Origin of the sequence: Bradyrhizobium sp. 26S5 (assembly GCF_036923295.1) — a bacterium.
Lineage (GTDB): Bacteria > Pseudomonadota > Alphaproteobacteria > Rhizobiales > Xanthobacteraceae > Bradyrhizobium > Bradyrhizobium septentrionale.
Genome location: NZ_CP145949.1, coordinates 33,369 through 52,936, shown reverse-complemented (window position 1 = coordinate 52,936; position 19,568 = coordinate 33,369). Strand labels below are relative to the sequence as shown.

18 protein-coding genes and 1 pseudogene are annotated in these 19,568 nt (G+C 64.4%); 7 read left to right on the top strand and 12 right to left on the bottom strand.

Features of this window, described 5'->3' with window-relative positions; translation table 11 throughout:
* Positions 1 to 7 precede the first annotated feature (7 nt).
* The 12 genes and pseudogenes from V5279_RS45805 to V5279_RS45750 form a co-directional block, all read right to left on the bottom strand.
* Positions 8 to 595, bottom strand: coding sequence for a hypothetical protein (locus tag V5279_RS45805; protein WP_338702264.1), 588 nt, complete (start codon positions 593 to 595; stop codon positions 8 to 10).
* Between the two features lie 385 nt (positions 596 to 980).
* Entirely contained in the window at positions 981 to 1,307 is a 327-nt protein-coding gene (locus V5279_RS45800) for a hypothetical protein (protein ID WP_338702210.1), read from the bottom strand.
* Positions 1,304 to 1,555 (bottom strand): hypothetical protein, encoded by a 252-nt coding sequence (locus V5279_RS45795; protein ID WP_338702208.1) that lies wholly within the window; start codon positions 1,553 to 1,555, stop codon positions 1,304 to 1,306. The genes V5279_RS45800 and V5279_RS45795 overlap by 4 nt, the downstream gene beginning before the upstream one ends.
* 2 nt (positions 1,556 to 1,557) lie before the next feature.
* Positions 1,558 to 1,755 (bottom strand): hypothetical protein, encoded by a 198-nt coding sequence (locus tag V5279_RS45790; protein ID WP_338702206.1) that lies wholly within the window; start codon positions 1,753 to 1,755, stop codon positions 1,558 to 1,560.
* A 3-nt stretch (positions 1,756 to 1,758) separates the two neighbouring features.
* Positions 1,759 to 2,626, bottom strand: a pseudogene (locus V5279_RS45785) (DUF7007 domain-containing protein).
* Positions 2,623 to 3,099, bottom strand: coding sequence for a hypothetical protein (locus V5279_RS45780; protein ID WP_338702205.1), 477 nt, complete (start codon positions 3,097 to 3,099; stop codon positions 2,623 to 2,625). Before V5279_RS45780 ends, V5279_RS45785 begins: the two are co-directional and overlap by 4 nt.
* A 91-nt stretch (positions 3,100 to 3,190) precedes the next feature.
* Positions 3,191 to 4,867 carry a ParB/RepB/Spo0J family partition protein gene (locus V5279_RS45775; protein ID WP_338702203.1) on the bottom strand — a complete coding sequence of 559 codons (1,677 nt, stop codon included), beginning with the start codon at positions 4,865 to 4,867 and terminating at the stop codon, positions 3,191 to 3,193.
* Positions 4,868 to 5,122: 255 nt separating this feature from the next.
* A complete protein-coding gene (locus V5279_RS45770; protein ID WP_338702201.1) occupies positions 5,123 to 10,222 on the bottom strand; it encodes an Eco57I restriction-modification methylase domain-containing protein in 5,100 nt (1,699 codons plus the stop codon).
* A 173-nt stretch (positions 10,223 to 10,395) separates the two neighbouring features.
* Complete coding sequence (locus V5279_RS45765) at positions 10,396 to 11,001, bottom strand: DUF1419 domain-containing protein (protein ID WP_338702199.1); 606 nt, start codon at positions 10,999 to 11,001, stop codon at positions 10,396 to 10,398.
* Between the two features lie 253 nt (positions 11,002 to 11,254).
* The gene (locus tag V5279_RS45760; protein ID WP_338702197.1) at positions 11,255 to 12,235 is read right to left on the bottom strand and encodes a DUF3991 and toprim domain-containing protein; all 981 of its coding nucleotides are present in this window, start codon (positions 12,233 to 12,235) and stop codon (positions 11,255 to 11,257) included.
* Positions 12,236 to 12,438: 203 nt separating this feature from the next.
* Entirely contained in the window at positions 12,439 to 12,615 is a 177-nt protein-coding gene (locus tag V5279_RS45755; RefSeq protein ID WP_208073966.1) for a hypothetical protein, read from the bottom strand.
* 744 nt (positions 12,616 to 13,359) lie between these two features.
* Positions 13,360 to 14,085, bottom strand: coding sequence for a LuxR family transcriptional regulator (locus V5279_RS45750; RefSeq protein ID WP_338702195.1), 726 nt, complete (start codon positions 14,083 to 14,085; stop codon positions 13,360 to 13,362).
* 206 nt (positions 14,086 to 14,291) lie between these two features.
* Here V5279_RS45750 and V5279_RS45745 point away from each other — a divergent pair, with 206 nt between their 5' ends.
* From V5279_RS45745 to V5279_RS45715, 7 genes are all read left to right on the top strand, one after another.
* On the top strand, positions 14,292 to 14,927 hold the full coding sequence (locus V5279_RS45745; RefSeq protein WP_166217533.1) for an acyl-homoserine-lactone synthase: 636 nt from the start codon (positions 14,292 to 14,294) through the stop codon (positions 14,925 to 14,927).
* A 38-nt stretch (positions 14,928 to 14,965) separates the two neighbouring features.
* Positions 14,966 to 15,535, top strand: a complete 570-nt coding sequence (locus V5279_RS45740) for a type IV secretion protein (RefSeq protein WP_338702190.1) — start codon at positions 14,966 to 14,968, stop codon at positions 15,533 to 15,535.
* A gap of 76 nt (positions 15,536 to 15,611) precedes the next feature.
* Positions 15,612 to 15,908, top strand: a complete 297-nt coding sequence (locus V5279_RS45735; protein ID WP_338702188.1) for a TrbC/VirB2 family protein — start codon at positions 15,612 to 15,614, stop codon at positions 15,906 to 15,908.
* Positions 15,908 to 16,246, top strand: coding sequence for a type IV secretion system protein VirB3 (locus tag V5279_RS45730; protein ID WP_338702186.1), 339 nt, complete (start codon positions 15,908 to 15,910; stop codon positions 16,244 to 16,246). Before V5279_RS45735 ends, V5279_RS45730 begins: the two co-directional genes overlap by 1 nt.
* Positions 16,239 to 18,605, top strand: a complete 2,367-nt coding sequence (locus V5279_RS45725; protein WP_338702262.1) for a VirB4 family type IV secretion/conjugal transfer ATPase — start codon at positions 16,239 to 16,241, stop codon at positions 18,603 to 18,605. Before V5279_RS45730 ends, V5279_RS45725 begins: the two co-directional genes overlap by 8 nt.
* Positions 18,563 to 19,324 (top strand): P-type DNA transfer protein VirB5, encoded by a 762-nt coding sequence (gene virB5, locus V5279_RS45720; RefSeq protein ID WP_338702184.1) that lies wholly within the window; start codon positions 18,563 to 18,565, stop codon positions 19,322 to 19,324. The genes V5279_RS45725 and virB5 overlap by 43 nt, the downstream gene beginning before the upstream one ends.
* The gene (locus V5279_RS45715; protein ID WP_338702183.1) at positions 19,321 to 19,566 is read left to right on the top strand and encodes an EexN family lipoprotein; all 246 of its coding nucleotides are present in this window, start codon (positions 19,321 to 19,323) and stop codon (positions 19,564 to 19,566) included. The genes virB5 and V5279_RS45715 overlap by 4 nt, the downstream gene beginning before the upstream one ends.
* Positions 19,567 to 19,568: the final 2 nt, after the last annotated feature.

Genomic DNA, 19,568 nt, shown 5'->3' with positions numbered 1-19,568 from the left:
CCGGCGGTCAGTCGAACGCCGATATCTGCGCCTTGGCCGCTTTCCGGCCGACGGTGTCGGCCGTGTTGTCGACGGGACGCTCGAAAGGCTTCCAGGTCTCGCCGACGACCTGTTCGTAGGCGGCGACGGCGCCTTCGGCGGCCATGCGAAGCGCGTGAGCCTGCGCGCCCATGTCGGCAGCGAATTCACGCTTGCGCTGTGCCTGGCTATCGAAGCCGACCGGACCATCGAGGTCCTCATCGCGGCTGTCGTTGGCGAGCTTGGCGGTCGCATCTCGCGCTTCAGTGACTGCCCGGGTGTAGAACTGGCCGGCGCCGTGGGCCGACCCGACATAAGCACCGACGATCCGTTGCAGGTGAATCTGCATGGCGCGTTCACTCAGGCCGTCCTTGAGTGCGTCGGCGGTCTCGATGACGAGCCGCTCGTGCAAGTCGCGGATGCCGTCGCTGTCGAGGACCGCAAGGCCGAAACTCTCGGAGATGCGCAGTGTCTGTGCGGAGTCGGGGCAGACGAGGCGGACCATTTCGAGCGTCGTGCCGCGGCGGAGCGGGATGACACGGGCGGAGGAGCGGGGGGAGCGGGAGGTCTTGGTCATCATGAGATCCTTTCTCGGTTTCGCCTTGGGAAGCGATCGGGCCCTTGTCCGTCGCTCCCTCGGGTGCGGTCGACCAGAACCGGCTTCAGCGGGCCGCTTCAGGGGGCGGTGGCTGCCAAGGCGAGCATGGGTGGGTTGCGGGCGAGCGGGCCTTCAGGCCTGCGAAGAACGCGGCCCCCATCGCGAGACGGCGGCCGCCGATCGCCTCGCGACTTGCCCTTGAAGCGGATCGCGGCCGGTTCAGACCGCAGCACGAACCGAGGGAGTGACGGCCAAGGGTCAGCACGCCGCCGAAACCGTGAGAGGTTGGACCAAACCCGCTGAACTCTCGACATGAAGTGTTCGCGCGCGCCGCTCCCGTTCCAATCGGTGGGTCCTTCGCCTCTCACCGCCACGCAGCGGAAACGCGATGACGCGTCCGAAACTCGGCGATCGCCGTCTCCTGCCGATCGAGCTTGCGCGTGAGAGAGTCGATCTCGCCGCGACGGGCCAAGGCGAGCTCCGCGACATGCTGCTGAAACAGCCGCCCATCCGCATTCGTCCAGCTCGATGCGCTCCGGCCGTGCTGCCGGCGCTTCGCCCGGTCGGTGATCGTCAGCCGTTCGGCGCGTGCCGCGATCTGGCGTTCGATGACGCCGAGATGGCGCTGCGTCTCGGCTTGCGCGGCTTCCAAGCGCGTGAGCAGGAGACGTCGATCCTGGGGCTCGATCATCGCTCCGTCCCCACAGGCCACAAGGGGGAGGCGGACTCGTCCGGCATACAGTCGTCCGGGAGGGAGACAGCGGCGATGGCTGAGGCGATGTCGTCGCCGGAGACCGCCTCATCGATGAGCGCCGAATTGGCGCCGGCGTGCTTGCGCATGTCAGGCGCGAGGATGCCGCCGAGGCCGTCGGCGATGGCGCTCTCGGGATGATGGTGCGCGTGCACGAGGAGATTGACGGCGCAGAGGTAGGCCTTCATGTCTAGATCTCCTTTCTGTCGACGTCAGCCGGGTAGGGCGTCGGCGCGTGGACGGATATGCGCACGGCGCGCCTCCAAGCGTCGGTGCCGGTGAAATGCCGTCTGAGCCGCGGATGCCAGACGACGAGGACCGGCGTTTCGCCGTCCTCGTCAGTGGCCGCGCGCCAGCCGAAGGCTTTGGCAATGAGGCGCCAGGGCATGGGTCACCTCCAGCCGACGAAGTCGGAGGGGCCGCCGTAGACCTGGTGGCGCGCCTCGTCGATCACGAAGCCGAAGCGGCCCACCTGATATTCGTCGGACGGGACGAGGAAGCGACGCTCCTCAGTCCCCGGCCCGCGCTTGCCCGCCCGGCGTGGCGACAGTTTCGACGAAACCGGGCGCGTGCTTCGAGGTGATCGCCGACACGACGATCCAGTCCCGCGCGTGCGCCTGCTCGAAGGCGCGGCGGTCCTTTTCGTAGGACTCGCCTGGCTGGAGGATCGCACCGAAGATCGTTTCCCAGGCGTCCGGCCAACTGTCCTTGATCGTTCTCTCGGCGCAACGGCGTTCGAACGCCGTGAAGAGATGCGGGAAGGTGATCGCCACGATCGCCCATTCGGTGTCTTCCTCGTACCAGCCGCCCTTCGAGCGCAGCAGGGGGTGGACCTTGCGGTTTTGCTCGGCCGAGAGCTTGAAACCGCCGTGCCCAGCCGTGGAATGCGCCGTAACGCCTTCAGCGTAGACGGTCACGCCCTGCGAGGCGCCCCAAGGCGTGCGGTCGTGCGAATGGACTTCAACGCGACCGAGCATCCTGCGCTCGCGTTGATGCTCGGCGTTTTCGAGCACAGCGCTGCGAAACGCCGCCTCGTCGGCGAGCTCGCCGGAATGTCCGTAGAAATCGCCGCGCGTCCATTCGTCCATCGGGGAGGAGATGCGCCAAGCTGTGACGAGAAAATGCCGGCCTTCCTGGGTCGGAGCCATGGCGAAAGCCGTCTCGCCGACAAGCGCGACGAGAAGGCCGTCAGCGCTGCGGCCAAAAGAGATCCCCGGGGTTTCAGGGGCTTCGTCGGGCGCGCGAGATGACGCATTCATGCCGCGGTCCTCCCCTCGATGAGGCCGGCGCCTGCCTCGTCGGCCGTCACTTCTTCCAGCACGGCGTGCGGATAGCCGTGGCGCGTCAGCCATTCCTTCGCGTCGGCCTCGTTGGTCGCGAGATAGACGAGCTCGGCGTCGTCGCCGGGGCGGTCGAGCACGCAGACCGAGCCGGTGGCCGGACGTTCCACGATGGTGAAGTGCAGCTTCGACTCCAGCGAGAACGTCCGATGGACGCGGATGGCGATGACGCCGCCGGCGCCATAGTCGACCTCGTGCAGGGTGAAACAGGCCGACAGCGAGACACTGCCTAAGCCTCGTCCGCCCCGCTTTCGGATCAGGCGGCCCCTGCTGTTGCTGGACTGCCAAGCGGCGAGCTTCTTCCTGAAGCGCGTCGGCGGCTGCGGCGTTCCGTCGGACCAGACGACGATCGAGCCGATGGGTGCGTTGTCGAAGATCGTGTGCGCGGACATCGTGTCCTCCTTATTTGCGTGTGCGTGGAAACAAAGCCGCCGCCGGCTGGGCCGGCGGCGGTGGATCGTTCGGAAGAAAAGGCGCGACTCTCTATTCGGCCGCCTCCCTGAATGCCTCGGTTTCTTCGTCAGCGAGGTCATCCCCCATGCCGGCGGCGTCCTCTTCAGCTTCGTCGGCGTTTGCCATCGTCTCGCTCGACGACAACCATTGCGAAAGCCTCATGGCGTCAGGCGCGGAGAGGGCTGCGGGATGGACGAAGCGGCCTTCCCTGAAATGCTCAACGAGCGCGGCGCGCGTGTCCTTCACGCGCTGGCGCGGCAGAACGGGCGTGTCCTTGCATGAGGCCTCGATCGCTGTACGCGACAGACAGGAGAGGAAGTCCTCCGTGCCCATGTTCGGCAGGAAGGTGTCCGCGCCGATCAGCTCGCCGGCGACGCGGGCGACGATGCCGCTATTGGTAGCGTTCTCCCGGCACGAGAATACGTCGGCCAGCATGGTGCGCGCCGCGACACGAAGCGTGCCCATGTCGAAGGAGAGCTTGCCGGCGCCGTCGAACAGTGCCGCCGCGTTCTTGGCAAGCCGGCCGTGGCCGTAATAGGTCCCGCCGCTTCCCGTCGTCACGGACACGTTCTGGCCCGCGAAGGCGAGGATCAGCAGCGCCATCAGCGTGTCGTCCTCGATCGGCGCGCGGCCGAGCGCCTCGCGCAGCGCGTCGGTGCGGTAGTCGCCAATCATCTCGACGCCCTTGCGCGTCACGTCGGGACGTGGTTTCGAGACTTCGCCGACATCGTCCGGAGCGTTATCAGAACCTGAGCCGGTCTTACCCTTCGGCTTCTTCGCCGCAGGCATGCGGTAGTGCACGGTCTGCACGCGGCCGTCGCGGTCGAGATACATCGCCGTGCAATCGGACTTCACCGGCTTGCCGTAGACCCGCTCCGCCTTCGGGGGCAGTTTCACCTCACCATACTTGGTGGCCTCCGCGATAATGCCCTTCTTCGGCAAGTTGTTCGCCATCCACTCCTGCTGGGCACCGAGGAAGGCCTCGACGTCCGTGGTATAGCGGCTGTCCTCGTCGGCCGGAGCAAACAGGTCCTCAACCCACTGGATTCCGTAGGCCTGCGCGAGGTCCTCGCCGAAGCTCGCATCGCGCGCGTGCATGCGCGTCTTCTGCAACGCTTGTGCGACACTCCACCACGAGACCTGCGGATCAGCCTTCGACGGTTTGTGCTTCTTCCAGACTTCCCTCTGCTCGTCGAGCGAGGCTGCGGCGATGGTGCGGAGCTGCTGCTCGTTCGGCATGTCGCCCTTGGCCATGTGGTCGAGCATGGCGGGAAGCACGTTCGCCAGCAGGCGCAGCTTCCTGATCTGACGCACCGGCAGCGCGAGCGCGACGCCGATCGCCTCCTCGGTCCAGCCGAGCGCGACCAGGCGCTCGATCGCACGCCACTGGTCGACCGGGTTCAGCGCCTCGCGGGCGATATTCTCGACCATCGAGCGCATGGCGCCGTTGTCGTTCGCCGCCTCGTCGACGAGCACGTCGATCTCCTCGAGGCCGGCGGCGATCGCCTGCTTCACGCGGCGGTGGCCGGCGTTGATGACGTAGCCGTTGCCGCCGCCTGTCTCAGGCGTGATGACGGGCGGCTGGACGATGCCGACGGCCTTGATCGTGGCCAGCAGCAGGGCGTCGGCCTGGGGCGTCGACTTCGTCTGGCGCATGCGGTCGCCATTCTCCTTCAGCGCGCGCGGATCGATCTTGATGACTTGCATGGGAACGCTCCTTTTTGGGATTGCGGACCGGCGTTGCCGGCCCTTTCTCGTCTTCTTCCCGAAGACACCCCTGGGCCCTGCGGAGCGGACGGGCCGGTGCAACTGCGGCCGAGCATCCCTGGCCGGCAGGCCCAGCGGGGCAAAACCCTGCGCAGGACGACGGGCTGGGATCGCGCAGGCGGCAGTTGAGCGCCAGCGTCGGCGGCCCACCCGATCTGCGAGCGGGCCTTCTCCCTTCCTCTCTCCTCGCTTTTTTCATGCAGCCGCGGCCAGCTCACCAGCGCTTTCGCTGTCCTCCGCCAAGGCCTTCTCCACCTCGGCCAACTGCCGGCGTTTTTCGGCAAGCTCGGTGGCAAAGGCGAAGTTCCCGCCGTTGCGCGACCCGTAGGAGGCAAGACGTCGGCGGGCGTCGGAGAGGCGCTGGCGGTAGCGCTCGCGCTCGCCCTCGAAGTCGGCCAGCGCGTGCTCGAGGCGAGCGATCGCACCGAGTGGCGCGACCGTCACCGGCAACTCGATCTCGTATTCGGCGCCGGTCCGCAGCAGCATCGTGGTGTAGCGATAACCGTCCCGGCCGATGCGCTCTCCGCTGTACGCGACGTCGAAGCCGCCGATCGACGCGATGACGGTCTCCCCTTCCTGCTGAATCTGCACCAGCGTCAGGATCTCCTTCATCAGCGCGCGGCCGGCGAGCTTGCGCTCGACATGAGGATCTCCCGTCACCGCCATGGTGAAGGCGTCACCGGCGGTCGAGATACGACGCTCGATGTCCCGGCCGATCGCGCCGATGCGACGGATGGAGAGCTCGATGTCGCGTTCGGCATCGCGCATCTGCCGCCGCACCGCGTGCTGATCGTCAATGTGCGCAGCCCGCAGCCGTTCGAGCCGGGCGATGTCGGCTTCGAGCCCAGCTTTCTGCATCAAGCGCGGGTCACCCGACGCGATGGCCTTTGCCATCGCGAACTGGTTGGCCTGGCTCTCTCCCATGTCCTCAAGCCGACGAATCGAGGTGTCGCCGGACAGCGCGGCGGCGATGAAGCGGGCCTTGCGCTCATTGTTCTGCCACATCTGCGCATCGAGGCTGCCTTCGGTCGCATAGGCGAAGATGTCTATCTCGTCATGCTGGTTGCCCTGCCGCACGATGCGGCCCTCCCGCTGCTCGATCTGCGACGGAAGCCAGGGCACGTCGAGGTGGTGCAATGCCTTCAGGCGAAGCTGCGCATTGACGCCGGTGCCCATCGTATCGGAGGAGCCGATCAGGAACCGGACCTTGCCGGCGCGCACGTCGCCGAACAGGCGCTGCTTTGCCTCCGACTTCTTGTAGTCCTGCATGAAGGCGATCTCGCCCGGTGGCACGCCGAGGCGGACCAGCTCGTCGCGGATCCAGCGGTAGGCGGAGAAGCCGCGGCTCTTCTCGACGCTGATGGTGCCGAGATCGGAGAAGATCATCTGCGCGGCGCCGGGCAACTCGAAGGGTTTGCCATCCGTGCGCGTGTAGCTGCTCTCGGCCGTCTCGTTCCAGATGCGGAAGGCGTTGCCGACAAGCAGGTTCAGCTTGTTGTCTGCCTCGTTGTCGCTATCCGGATCAACCAGACGAAGGTCGATTGCAGCGTGGCGGCCGTCGGTGATAACCGACAGCAGGATGTCGTCGCCGGGCTCCGGTGCGCGGTCGCGCTCCTCGATCGCCTTGATGCGCTCGCCGAGCAGGCTCTGGTAGCGCTTGAACGCCGGCGACGGCTTTGCGGTGAGGATCTGCCGTTTGCCGGTCGACACCGCCGGCACCTTCACGTACTGACGCAGGTCCTCCGGCATCACCACGTCCGCGAAGGAGCGGAACATGGCGATGAGCTCGGGCACATTCACGAAGGTAGCGAAGCGCGTCACCGGCTTGTATTTGCCGGAGGGCTGCAGCTCAAGTTCGGTCGTGACATCGCCGAATGTACTCGCCCAGGCGTCGAACTCATGCAGCCCGCGCTCGAGGAGCGCCGCGTAGCCGAGATAGCGCTGCACCGAGAACATCTCGCCGAGCGTGTTGGTGATCGGCGTGCCGGAGGCGAGCACGAGCGCGCGGCCTGGGTTCTTCGTCTCGATGAAGCGCGACTTGACGTAGAGGTCCCAGGCGCGCTGCGAACCGTTCGGATCCACGCCCTTCAAGGTCGACATGTTGGTCGCGAAGAAGAGTTTCCTGAATTCCTGCGCCTCATCGACGATGATCTGATCGACGCCGATCTCGGAGATCGTCAGCAGGTCGTCCTTGCGGGTCGAAAGCGAGTCCAGGCGCTCCTTCAGGCCTTCCTTCAGCCGTTCGAGCCGCTTGCGCGAGACCCGGTCGTCGCTCTCGACCTTGGTCAGCAGGGTTTCGTACAGTTCGAGCTCGTCCTGGATCATCTGCTGCTCGAACGCCGACGGCACCGCGATGAAGCGGAAGGCGCTGTGCGTGATGATGATCGCATCCCAAGTCGCGGTCGCAGCGCGCGACAGGAAGCGGTGCCGCTTGTCCTTGATGAAGTTGGTCTCGTCGGCGACGAGGATGCGGGCATTCGGGTAGAGCGCGAGAAACTCGCGTGCGGCTTGCGCAAGGCAGTGCCCCGGAACGACCAGCATCGCCTTGGCGATCAGGCCGAGCCGCCGCTGCTCCATGACGGCGGCGGCCATCGTCATGGTCTTGCCGGCGCCCACCGCGTGCGCCAGGTAGGTCGAGCCGGCCGAGACGATTCGCCAAATGCCGCGCTTCTGGTGTCCATAAAGAACGAAAGCGCCGGAGGCGCCCGGAGGCTTCAGGTGCGAGCCGTCGAAGGCTCTCGGCGCAATGTTGTTGAAGCGGTCATTGTAGACGCGCGCAAGGCGGTCGGTACGATCAGGGTCGGACCAGATCCAGCGCTGGAAAGCGTCCTTGATCTTCGAGAGCTTCGTCTTGGCGGCTTCGGTGTCGACGACATTGAGGACGCGGCGCACGCTATCGCCGTCCTTGACCGTGTCGAAGATCTGCGGGACTCGGCTGTTCAGCGCGTCGGCGAGAAGCTCGCCGGCGTGCCGGCGGTCGGTGCCCCACTCCGACGTGCCGGCCGCGATCCAGCCGAGCTGACGTGCCTCCACGGTCCACGATGCGAGCTCCGGCATGTGGTGGATCCTGATCTCGGCGTCCATGGTTTCCTTCACGAAGGCGACGACGTCGGCGGCCGGAATCCATGGCGCGCCCAGACGCGCGGTGATGTCGGAGGGCTTAAGGTCTGCGGGCTGCACGCTTTGCAACGCCGTGACATTGCGCTCGTAGGAGGGGTCGAGCGCGGCCGCCGCAGCAGCAGCCTTCAGCTTCTCGCGCACGTGGCCAGAGAGGTAGGCGTCGGCCGTCTGCCACGAGCCGTCCGCGGGGTCACAGAAGACGGCGCTGCCGAGTTCGGCGACGACGTCGTCGCGGTCCCGGTGCAGCAGCTCGGCGATGTGGTCGAGGTCGACGCGGCCGCGCTCGTTGAGGACGACGGCAAGCGCGTCGGCCACGCTGGTGATTTCCGGGGCCGCCGGCTGCGCGATCACCCGCTCGGTGAAGATCGGCCCAGGCTTCGCGGTGTTCGTGTCGAGGTCGTAGTCCTCGATCGAGGCGACCAGCCAGCAGTCGGGATCGTCGAGGAAGGGCTGAATGTTCGGCCGGCGGTGCGTCTCGCGCACCTCGCCGCTCTCTTCGTCCTCGGCGGTCGAGACCGTCGTGAAGTTGATCGGGCCGAAGTCCCGAACGAAGTTCGACCAGGCGATGCGCAGCCTGACCTGGGCGTCCTTCCACGGTCGGTCGAGCTCCTGCGCCTTCAACACCTCGCGCACGGCGTCGCGGACCGGAATCAGCTTCCGGATGATGCGCACGTGCTTTTCCGGGATGCCGTCGGCGCTGCGGCCCTTGCGCGCTTTCACCGCGATCGGGTCGCCGTCGAGGACCTGCATCAAGCCGTGGGCCTTGTCGAAGAAGTAGCTGCCTTCGCGAACGTGGCGATCAGCCGGCCAATCGACGTCAGATGGATCGCCGGCTTCTTCCAGGTCGGGATCGATCACCTCCGGCTCGCCGTCGTAGATGGCTTCCGGAAGGAGGTCGACCGCGGCTTTGAGCGTCGCTTCGAGATCCTCGTTCTCGCGCGGCAGGCACGTATAAGCCTCGCCGAAGGGACCGGACGCGAGCGCGTGCGCGCCGAGCACGAAATCCGGGCGCTGCGCGAGCCATCGGTTCACGCGGATCGCGCTCCCGTCTTCCGCCGCCGGTCGAACCTCATCGAGGTCGAGCCACGACAGGTCGCCTTCCATGTCGCCGACCTTGCGCTTGCGGAAGAACAGGATGTCGACTACGACGTCGGTGCCCGCGCTGGCGCGGAAGCTGCCCTCGGGCAGGCGAATGGCTGCGATCAGGTCGGCCGACTTCGCGATGTGTTCACGCGCCGAGGCGTCCGCCTTGTCCATCGCGCCGGAGCTCGTGACAAAGGCGGCGAGGGCGCCGGGCTTCAGGAGGTCGATCGCCCTGGCGATGAAATAGTCGTGCAGCCGCAGGCCCATCGACCTGTACGCGCGATCCGAGCGCACGGTCCGGTCCGAGAACGGCGGATTGCCGACGGCGAGGTCAAAGCTGGCCGGCAGCTCGGTGCGTGCGAAATCGCCTGTGACGATCCGCGCCCGCGGCTGCAGCAGCCGGGCGATGCGTGCGGTGACGGGGTCGAGCTCGACGCCCGTGACGTGGGAGATCTCGCGTAGTTCCTCCGGCATCAGCGCCGGAAACAGCCCGGTCCCGATGCCGGGCTCGAGCACGCGGCCGCCGCGCCAGCCGAGGCGCTGCAGGCCTGACCAGATCGCGCGGACAATGAACTCAGGCGTGAAGTGGGCGTACTGGGTGCACCGTGCAAGCGAGGCGTAGCCGGCGTCGTCGACCGCGTCCTCGAGGTCGACGCCGATCTCCTCCCAGCCCGTCGCGAACCCGGATTCACCCGGCCGGCGAAAGACGCCGTTGGCGAGCTCGGAGGCGCCGAAGCCCGTGAAACGCATCAACTGCCGCTGCTCGTCGGGCGAGGCGGGCCGCTGGTCCGCCTCGATCTGCGCGGCGAGCCGAATGGCCGCGACGCTGTCGCGGGCGCGCTGCCTCCACCCCTTTGCCAGGCCGCGGTCGCCGGCGAGGTGGAAGTTGTCGCCGCGCTTTACGGCATTCGGCTCGCGAGCGCGCGCGGGGGCGAACGCCGGCGCGACGGGGGCCGAGGCCGACGGCGGTCGGTCGCCGTTGTGGTCGTCTCCATCCAAGTCGGCGGCAAAGGCGGTGACGCCAAGACCGAGACCCGACGAGAGGGCTGTGTTGCCGAAGAGGTCGATCGTGAAGGGGTCGTCCTGAGCCATTGGAATTGTCCTTCTGCTGGGCGCGTGCGACCGCGCGCGCGAGCGGGCTGCGGCGGACGGCACGCCATTGCTTGGGTTGAGGGGCGGGCCGGCCAGAGGCCGGGTGCCGAATTGCGAAGCCCGGCGCGGGGCCGGGCTGTTCGCAGGTCGGGGAGGGCGAGCGGCCCAGCTAGCTAGGCCGCGACTGCCTCCGACAGGTGGCGGAGCTGCACCGGCAGTTTCGCTGCGATCTCCGCTTCGGTGAGTTCGTCCAGCAGCTTCGTCACGCTGCCATGCCGGCCTGCGTAAACGAGCACGGTGCGGTGGCCGCGCACGGCGGCGGGCCAGCGCTCGCCGGCGTAGCCGCGGTAGTCGTCGTGCGTACTCGACCAGATGTGCTCGAGCCGCTCTACGCGCGTCATCGCGCGGACAGGACGAGACTCGCGCTCGATGATCGCGGCCTTCATCCGCTCCGGCGACGCTCTGTCTGACAAGTCGCAGTAGCCGTGGAACCAGCGCATCTGGCCGTCAATCGACAGTGACAGGAAAACGCTTGTCACGCTTGCCGTCATGAATTCGCGCATCGCGAACATGTCGGCGCGCATCCATAGCGGCCGCAGGATTTCGAGCATGTAATCATACTCGGACTCCGCGATCTCGAACCACTCGCCGGCAAAGAGATGCCGTGCCTCCCCCTCGGCCATCGCCGGATCGCCGCGATGGCGGTTGAACATGCGGTACATCTCGGGGCGCGTCGCGACGCCCTCGAAGACTTTACGGATGGTGGGTGAGGTGTGCATCGGCGGCTCCTCTTGGCCTGGCCGGACTGAAGCGCGAGCGATCGGCGTGATCTCTTCGTCACTTCAGTCCTTCATCACACCTCCTCGCCGGCCGCATCGAAGGTCCGGCGGGTGAAGGGCCGCGGAACGCGGGCGAAGCTTCACCCTTGACGCGCTGGCCGGGCATGCGGCAGCGGTTTACCTCTTCCTATTTTCTCCCTCTTTATTCGGACTTCCCCGTCGCATCGCTCAGGTGCAAGCCTCGCCATCGCGATCATGCGGGAGCCTTGACGCCGCAGCCACCCGCGAGGTCCGCAGCGTCGGGCGGGCCTCCGCCGTCGACTTGCTCAGCTGTTCTCCGTCTCTTCGCCAGCCCCGTCAGATCCTCATTCCAGTCGCCGGCGCACGGTCGCGATCGCGCATAGTGCACGCTCGCTTCCGCGGCGATGGCACGAACGCGATCAGCGTAGACGTCACCCTGTCGATTGTTGTCGGTTGCTGCCACAAGCCGGGCGTTGGCGCGCCTGGCCAAGCTGCGGATAGCTTCATCGGTCGCCGGCGACCAGCCGCCTCCGGTGCTGACATAAAGGGTGTCGGAGCGGTGGACCTCGATCGCGGCCAGGCTCATGGCATCGATGGCCGCCTCAGTAATGCAAATCCGCTCGGACCTGGCCGGTCCGAAGCGAAACAGTTCCTTGGCGCCGTCACTGGCGAAGCCGCGCCATGCCGGCCCACGCTCCTCCCAGCCCGTGAGCGCTCCCGCTGAATCGTTATGTGCCGCCCACATGCTGCCCTTTGGCCCCTCACGCAAACGATCGCATGCGACCGCCTGCTTCACGATGACGGCCGGCAGCCCGCGTTCATCGGTGAGATAGCGCCAGGCTCGCGAGCCGCGGCGCGGCTTGACCCGATGTCCCCACCGATCAGCAATAGATCCAGGCGCCTTCAGCCTTGTCGGATGCTGCCACGCCGGTTTGCTGGGGACGAAGCCAATCGTTTCCGCAACACGGTCGCATGCGTCAAGGAAACCGACAGATCCAAGATGTTCGGCGAGCGAAAATACGTCCCCTTTTGCCGGCGACAACGGGTCGAACCAGCCGCGGCCTTCGTGGATGACGATGATGATATTGCTGTCGCGGCGATATTTGATCGCGCGTCGTGTGCTTTCCTTGACGTCGACCTTCCAGCCGTCTTTCTCCAGCAGGGCCGCGCAGCCAACCTTTTGGCGCAGCTCTTCGATTTCTCTCTTGTCCATTTGTCTGCACCGGACTCGCGCAGGCGGGTCCGCCCCTTCTTCTGTTGGTCTCTCTTGCTCCTAGCCTTGCGGAACATCCCCGACCGGCCGCGAAGCCTGCCGAATGCAAGGGCGCGCTGACCAACGGTCAGTCGTCGCATCGTCAGGCGCGGCGAAGCCTCCCTTGCATTCGGCATGGCGCCAGCGGCAGCCGGTCACCCGGCTCAATGAGCCGGGCTCCAGGGGTCGTACTCATGAACGATGGCGTCCTGATCGCCGTCGTACTCGCTGGAGACCATCACGCCGAATTCGTTATCAGCCTGGAAAAGAATGACCGGCACCATGAGCGTGCGAGCCAGATCGAAGGCATGGTTCTGAGCGAGAGTGAGATTGTGCGACATTGAAGGCTCCCGTCTTGGGGCGGGGACCACCCCCGCTCGACAGGCGCCGACGTGTTCGGGGGCGGCTGCGGTCACCTCGAGAGGCGAAGCCGAAGAGGTCGCACGCTTGCGTAGCGAACCCCTTGCGGGTTGATCGTAGAAGGCCGTACCTGAACCAAGGAGAGCCCATTCGAGAGCGGGGTTGGTCCTTCAACGGAAGCATGGTCTGCCAAAACGCACATATTTGATCCCGCGGATAACCAAGCCGAGCCTGCTTCGCGAATTGTCCCATTCAAAGCACTCATGGTCGTCGGCATCGCACGCACGCATGGATAAACTCCCGGTCCGAGTACGTGTGAAGCTGCTTCCGATTAGAGCATTTTCGAGCGAAGTGGATACCGGTTCGCGTGAAGAAAACGCGTCAAAACAAGAATCTAGAGCTTCGGTTCTGATTCAATCAGAACCGAAAATGCTCTAGATCTGCAGGTATTGTTGTTCGGGGATTCGGGCCGTTTGCGTCAGGGATGGCAGCCCGCAAGGGGGAAGACCCACTTGCGGGGCTTCAGCGCAGCCAACAGCCCGGCCCGCAGGGCGACGCCCATCCTGCTCGAAGACACTGCGAGCAGCGATCCGCTTTTAGCTGAATACCGCAAATGATGCGCGCCGAACTCACTTGATGAGGCCGCGGCACCTCTTTGGCACGCTCACTCGGGTTAACCGCCGATCTTGAGCCATGCTTGCCAACCCTCACGGCTGTTCTATGCATTACGGGAGCAATCCCTGCCGAAGCGCGAGGGCCACAGCGTGTGGAAGGGTTAGTGCGGCAAGATTTCGCCTGGCATTGTCCAGATGAAACTTCACGCCTCGCGGCGTGACGTCAAGAAGCTCCGCAATGTCCTGCATCGTCTTGCCGTCAGAGATCCACGCGAGACACTGCCGCTCGCGCTGGGTTAGTGGGCTTCCTATCCCGCCTGATGACGTACGTCCGATCTTGGCACTCACGTGGGCATGGAAGTTGAGACCCACCGTTTGCAACATGTCTTGTGAGGTCTCGATGAAACGCTCGAGCCCAAGGCTGCGGTCGTCCACCGCGAGCGTAAAGGCCGCGACCTGGTTTTGGCTTGCGGGAATGCGAACCGTCAGACCGGTCCTGATCTTGAAGCTGAGCGCATCGTCAAATAGTCGGCGTTCTCTCGGCGACTTTGCGCTTCGCGCCTCACGGCCATCCCACAGCAGCATCCGGCTTGTGTTTCGCCGTTCCTGAAGAACGGGATCGATGTTGTCGTACCCTTCGCGAAAATAGTGACTTGTCCAACTCTTCGGATAGGAAGAGATCAGTTTGGGGCCGTTCGCGCGGTGGCCAAAATAGGCGAACCAGCGGAAACCCAATGCATGCGCAGTTCGTTCCGCGACTCGCCGAAAATCATCTTCCGTATGGGCAGAGTGAAGACAATCGACAAATTCATCGCATGCTCGTTTGACACCTTTCATTGCGCCCCTTTTTTGAACTGTTCTGAGTTCCCTAAAGCGAACAACGCGCTTGATTCGCGCGCTGCGTGTGGGCGTGTATTGCGACGTTGCGGCAGCTTTGCGGCAAGAACAATTCCAAAACGCCCTGTCAGAACTGACAGCGCAACGCTGTGATCGTGCCTGCTTTCTTGATCTCGAAGCTGTGATTCGTAAGCAGGAGGTTAAGAATGAAGGTCATTGTGCGCTCGCGTGCGGCGCTTCTGCGCGATTTTGAACTGGCGACAGGAATGCATCGTCTGCGAGGGCGCGTGTTCAAGGAGCGGCTCGACTGGGATGTCTCTGTCGCGGGCGGATTGGAGATCGATCAGTACGACTCATTCAAGCCGACTTATCTATTGGCGCTCGAGCAGCGCGAGCTGGTCGGTTGCGTGCGCCTGCTGCCCACTACTGGACGCAACATGCTGGCGGATACGTTCCCGGTGTTGCTGGATGGCCACGCGGCACCGAATGCAGTCAAGATCTGGGAGAGCTCGCGCTTTTGCGTTGATACCAAACACGTCGCGGTGACAGCTGAGAACGGCTTGCGGGAAGCAACGTACCTGCTCTTTGCGGCAATGATTGAATGGGGCCAGCAGCTCGACCTGCAGGCGATCGCGACCGTCACTGATCTGCGCATGGAGCGCATCCTGCGCCGGGCCGGATGGCGTCTCGACCGCCTCGGCGCCCCCCGTCAAATCGGGACGACCAAAGCAGTGGCTGGACTGTTGCCGGTCACCAATGACGCTCTCGGCGCAATCCGAGCGGCCGGGAAGATTTCGGGGCGTGCAATTGAAGCGCCGTCAAGCCTTCCGCTCGCGGCATAGCGTCCGCGTCTTCAACTCCCGAAACAAAGTCATCAACAATGGATCCAGCTGCATTCTCAGCTCTGGTCGAACAGTGCGCGCCGACGCCGAACCTCTTGCGGCCGCTAACGGCAATTGTGCGGCAAGCGAGCTCGTTCGAGCCGCTGCTCATCACAATTCAGGGGCGGAAACCGATTCCTATTCAGGCAAGTGACCGTGACGAAGCGATCCAGCTCGCGACTGAGGCCATTACCGCCGGCCAGTCGGTCCAGACCGGTCTCGCGCAACTTGATGCAGATGAAACCAAGCAAGCCGGGTTGACGGCGACCACGACCTTCGACGCCTGCAAGCATATTGCAGGTCTTGGCAGATTGTTCGAGGCCCGATTGCAAGCAGCAAACGCGAGCGCCTCGGGCCGCGATCAGGCTATTGCCAGGGTAGTTGCGAGCTTCGCAGCTAACCCCCCCCGAACGACGCCCGAGCCCCGTACCCTGCCGGCCGATGCTGCCGAAATGTCCGACGCTGACATGCCGACAAATAACACGCCGGCTCCCTCCGTCAGAGAGCGCCCGAACTGGGACGTCTATCGCTCAGGTCTCGGCACATCAGCCTTCGTCTATGAACGATAACAAAGTCTTCTGTTTTGCCTTAACTCAATACCGCGGTCCGGGCTGGTCCGGCTGCAGTGCCAATCGGAGCCGTGCCATGACTTCTCCTCTTAAACACTCTGCTACCCTGCTTTGCATGGGCGCCGTCCTCAGCATCGCGTTGGTTGAGCCTGCCCTTGCGCAGACCGCAAACATCGAAGGCGTATTGCAGAACATCGTGAACATGCTGACCGGCAACGTCGCGCGCCTGCTGGCGACGCTTGCCGTCATCATCGTCGGCATCGCCTGGATGTTCGGCTACCTCGATCTGCGCAAGGCCGCCTACGTCGTGCTCGGTGTCGCCATCACGTTCGGCGCCTCCGAGGTGGTCTCGACCTTGACTGGAGGTCGCTGATGATCGAGGCCGTGCGTCTCACGGAGGACACCCTGTTCCTCGCCTGCACGCGACCGGCCATGATCGCCGGCGTCACCATGGAAGCCATGGCGCTCAACGTGATGTTTTCCTGCATCCTTTTCCTGGTGGCCGGAAGCATCATCTACGGCCTGGTCGCGATTCCCATCCATGCTCTTTGCCGCATCATCTGCCGGCACGACCCCAACATGTTCCGGATTCTGCTCGCCTGGATCGAAACCCGCGGACGCACGAGCAACGCGTCATTCTGGGGCGGATCATCCTGCACACCCCTCAAGCTCGTTCGGCGATATCAAGCGCGAGACCTTGGTTATGCGTAACGCAGCGCTCAAAGCGCGGGAGATCGGGCCCGAGGTCTACCTCCCGTTCGGCCGACATGTCACCGACACCGTGATCAGTCTCACGAGCCGGGCCCTGCTCACGGTAATCCGGCTCGACGGCACCTCGTTCGAGACCGCCGAGACGGCGGACCTAAACGACCTTCACGCCAAGCTGAATCTCACGCTGCGCAATGTTGCGGATCCGCGGCTGGCGCTATGGACCCATCTGGCGCGGCGTCGGACGTCAGACTATCCGGACGGTGCATTCCGATCGATCTTTGCAGCTTCGCTCGACGCGCAATATCGCGAGCGGCTTCGCAATGCAGCGCTATTTCGTAATGATCTCTATCTGACGCTGGTTTGGCATCCTGGTCGCGCCCCCGCCGATGCCGCAGCTGCGTTCTTCAGGCGGCTGGGTCGGAGCGCTGCGGCTTCCCTCGAGGTCGACAGCGACGCCTTGAAGCGGCTCAACGATGCCACGCGGGATATGGTCGCGGCATTGGAGCGCTACGGCGCGCATGCTCTCGGATTGGTCGAGCGAGAGGGCCTTGTATTCTCAGAACCAATGGAACTGCTCCACGCCGTCGCCTCCGGAGAGTGGATGCCCATGCCGTTGCCGCAGGGGCCGATCGGCCCCGCACTCTATTCGAACCGCGTCATCTTCGGCCGTGAAGCCATCGAAATCCGAGGCGCCGGCGGCTCGCGCTTCGCTGGCATGTTTGGACTTAAGGAATATCCGGCGTCCACAAGACCGGGCCTGTTGAACGCGCTGCTTTCTGCGCCGTTCCAACTTATCCTCACGCAATCCTTCGCGTTCCTGTCCAAAGCGGACGCCAAGACGGTGCTGACGCGCAAACAGAACCAGTTGGTCTCGGCCCAGGATCCGGCAGCCTCGCAGATCGACGAGCTTGGTGACGCGCTCGACGATCTCGAATCTAACAGGTTCGCGCTTGGAGATCATCACCTGTCGCTCCTGGTCTACGCCGAGACCCCTACGCAGCTGCAGGACCACATGAGCGTGGCGCGGCGCGCTCTGGCCGACGCGGGCGCCGTGGTGGCGCGCGAAGATCTCGGCCTTGAAGCGGCTTATTGGGCGCAGCTTCCCGGGCTGTTCAAATATCGCGCACGAACTGGGGCGATCAGCTCACGCAATTTCGCAGCATTCTCCCCATTCCACACCTATCCCACCGGAAGACCTGCCGGCAACCACTGGGGACCAGCGGTTGCGATGCTCAAAACCGCATCCGGCTCGCCGTTCTACTTCTCGTTCCATCACGGCGACCTCGGCAACACCTTCATCTGCGGCCCGTCGGGCTCCGGAAAGACCGTCGTTCAGAACTTTTTGCTGTCGCAGGCCGAGCGGCTCGGCGCCACTTACGTCTTCTTCGACAAGGACCGCGGCGCCGAAATTTTCGTCCGCGCCGCCGGAGGCACCTATCTGACGCTCCACAACGGCATTGCGACCGGCTGTGCACCGCTCAAGGCGCTGGAGCTGACACCAGCCAATCTTTCCTTCCTGGGCGAACTTGTCCGGAAGCTCGTCACGCCAGACAACCGTCCACTGACCGTGATCGAGGAGAAGCGGATCGATTCCGGATTGCGAGCCCTTGCCCAGCTTCGTCGGGAGGAACGCTCGTTCGGGGCGCTGCGGGCCTTTCTCGGCCAACAGGACCGGGAGGGAATCGGGGCCCGGTTGGAGCGATGGTGCCGAGGGGCCCCTTTCGGCTGGGTCCTGGATGGCGAGCAAGATGCCATCGGGCTAGAGGCCCGGTTCATTGGCTTCGACATGACTGATCTGCTGGATCATCCGGCCATTCGCACGCCGCTCATGATGTACCTGTTCCATCGCGTCGCGCGCCTGATCGACGGGCGGCGGCTGATCATCGATATCGACGAGTTCTGGAAGGCGCTTGGCGATGAGGCATTCCGTGATCTCGCCAACAACAAGCTGAAAACCATCCGCAAGCAAAACGGCGTCATGGTGTTCGGTACCCAGTCGCCGCGCGACGCCCTGGCCTCTCCGATCGCACACACCATTGTCGAGCAGTGCCCGACGCAAATCTTCCTGCCCAATGCGCGGGGAACACGCTCGGATTACGTCGACGGCTTCCATCTGACCGACACCGAATTCCGCCTGATCAAGGAAGAGCTCGCAGCCGAAAGCCGGCGGTTCCTGGTCAAGCAAGGCCACAATTCGGTGGTGGCGGAGCTTGATCTCGGCGGCTTCGACGATGCGCTCGCCGTCCTGTCAGGACGGACCGAAACGGTCGAATTGCTCGACCGCGTTCGGGCGAGGGTTGGCGACGATCCGGCACAATGGTTGCCGGTATTCCAAGCGGAGCGGAGGGACGTCAGATGATGGTTCAGCGTATCCCGGCGATCTTCACCTGCGTGTCTATCGTGGCCCTCCTGATGGCATTTCCCGCAGGAGCGGAGATTGTGTTCGATCCCAGTGTCTATGCGCGGCAATTCGAGCAACTGACGGAACTGAAGAAGCAGGTCGATACCCTGACGTCGCAGCTCAAGGTGGCGCAGGATCAACTGAACCAGGCCAAGCAGCTGTATGACAGTTTCAACAAGCGGACCAACGCCAACGACATCGGCGCGCTGCTCAACACGCCGCAGTTCCGGAAAGTCCTACCCCAACAGTTCTCTGACATCGAACGTCTCGTGGCGGGGCAGGGTGGCGGTAACTTCGCCGACGCGATGAACCAGTACCTTTCGCAGAACCGCGCCTATGCCGGCAACAGCGGCAATTCGTATTACCAAAGCGAGCTCGACCGGATCGCGCGGCAGACCGGCGCCAAGCACTCCATGGGCCAGGCGGTCTACGACACAGCCTCGCAGCGCATCGATGCGCTCGAAGAACTAAGAACCCGCATCAGCTCGGCGACCGACGTCAAGGAGACTCTCGATCTTTCGGCGCGGCTGCAGGCCGAACAGGCGCTGCTGCAGAACGAAGTGCTCCGGATGCAGGGTCTTGCGATGATCCAGCAGGCCCGCACCGACATGGACGGCCAGCGGGAGCGCGAGAAACAACGCCAACTGGTCGATGAAATGAAAGCGGCCCTGCAGTGAGAATAAACACGTCAATTCTGGCGCTATCTCTCGCCGCTGCACTTCCGGCCTGCAACGAGACCGGCAAAAGTCAGCAGGCAAACACGGTCGGCTGGTTTCTCGATCATCGGGACGATTTGGCGGTGGCGATCAAAGCGTGCCGCGACAATCCCGGAGAATTGGGAAAGACGCCGAACTGCATAAACGCCAACGAAGCCCGCAACAAGATCACCATTCAAGAGATGAAAGACGCCCTGAAGTAAGG

What these genes read in the sequence shown, in the direction of transcription:
- V5279_RS45750 (WP_338702195.1), bottom strand. Translation starts at nt 14,085, where the DNA reads ATGAAAGGTGTCAAACGAGCATGCGATGAATTTGTCGATTGTCTTCAC.
- V5279_RS45725 (WP_338702262.1), top strand. Translation starts at nt 16,239, where the DNA reads ATGCGTAACGCAGCGCTCAAAGCGCGGGAGATCGGGCCCGAGGTCTAC.
- V5279_RS45730 (WP_338702186.1), top strand. Translation starts at nt 15,908, where the DNA reads ATGATCGAGGCCGTGCGTCTCACGGAGGACACCCTGTTCCTCGCCTGC.
- V5279_RS45755 (WP_208073966.1), bottom strand. Translation starts at nt 12,615, where the DNA reads ATGTCGCACAATCTCACTCTCGCTCAGAACCATGCCTTCGATCTGGCT.
- V5279_RS45770 (WP_338702201.1), bottom strand. Translation starts at nt 10,222, where the DNA reads ATGGCTCAGGACGACCCCTTCACGATCGACCTCTTCGGCAACACAGCC.
- V5279_RS45760 (WP_338702197.1), bottom strand. Translation starts at nt 12,235, where the DNA reads ATGGACAAGAGAGAAATCGAAGAGCTGCGCCAAAAGGTTGGCTGCGCG.
- V5279_RS45790 (WP_338702206.1), bottom strand. Translation starts at nt 1,755, where the DNA reads ATGCCCTGGCGCCTCATTGCCAAAGCCTTCGGCTGGCGCGCGGCCACT.
- virB5 (WP_338702184.1), top strand. Translation starts at nt 18,563, where the DNA reads ATGGTTGCCGGTATTCCAAGCGGAGCGGAGGGACGTCAGATGATGGTT.
- V5279_RS45740 (WP_338702190.1), top strand. Translation starts at nt 14,966, where the DNA reads ATGGATCCAGCTGCATTCTCAGCTCTGGTCGAACAGTGCGCGCCGACG.
- V5279_RS45775 (WP_338702203.1), bottom strand. Translation starts at nt 4,867, where the DNA reads ATGCAAGTCATCAAGATCGATCCGCGCGCGCTGAAGGAGAATGGCGAC.
- V5279_RS45800 (WP_338702210.1), bottom strand. Translation starts at nt 1,307, where the DNA reads ATGATCGAGCCCCAGGATCGACGTCTCCTGCTCACGCGCTTGGAAGCC.
- V5279_RS45795 (WP_338702208.1), bottom strand. Translation starts at nt 1,555, where the DNA reads ATGAAGGCCTACCTCTGCGCCGTCAATCTCCTCGTGCACGCGCACCAT.
- V5279_RS45735 (WP_338702188.1), top strand. Translation starts at nt 15,612, where the DNA reads ATGACTTCTCCTCTTAAACACTCTGCTACCCTGCTTTGCATGGGCGCC.
- V5279_RS45805 (WP_338702264.1), bottom strand. Translation starts at nt 595, where the DNA reads ATGACCAAGACCTCCCGCTCCCCCCGCTCCTCCGCCCGTGTCATCCCG.
- V5279_RS45745 (WP_166217533.1), top strand. Translation starts at nt 14,292, where the DNA reads ATGAAGGTCATTGTGCGCTCGCGTGCGGCGCTTCTGCGCGATTTTGAA.
- V5279_RS45765 (WP_338702199.1), bottom strand. Translation starts at nt 11,001, where the DNA reads ATGCACACCTCACCCACCATCCGTAAAGTCTTCGAGGGCGTCGCGACG.
- V5279_RS45780 (WP_338702205.1), bottom strand. Translation starts at nt 3,099, where the DNA reads ATGTCCGCGCACACGATCTTCGACAACGCACCCATCGGCTCGATCGTC.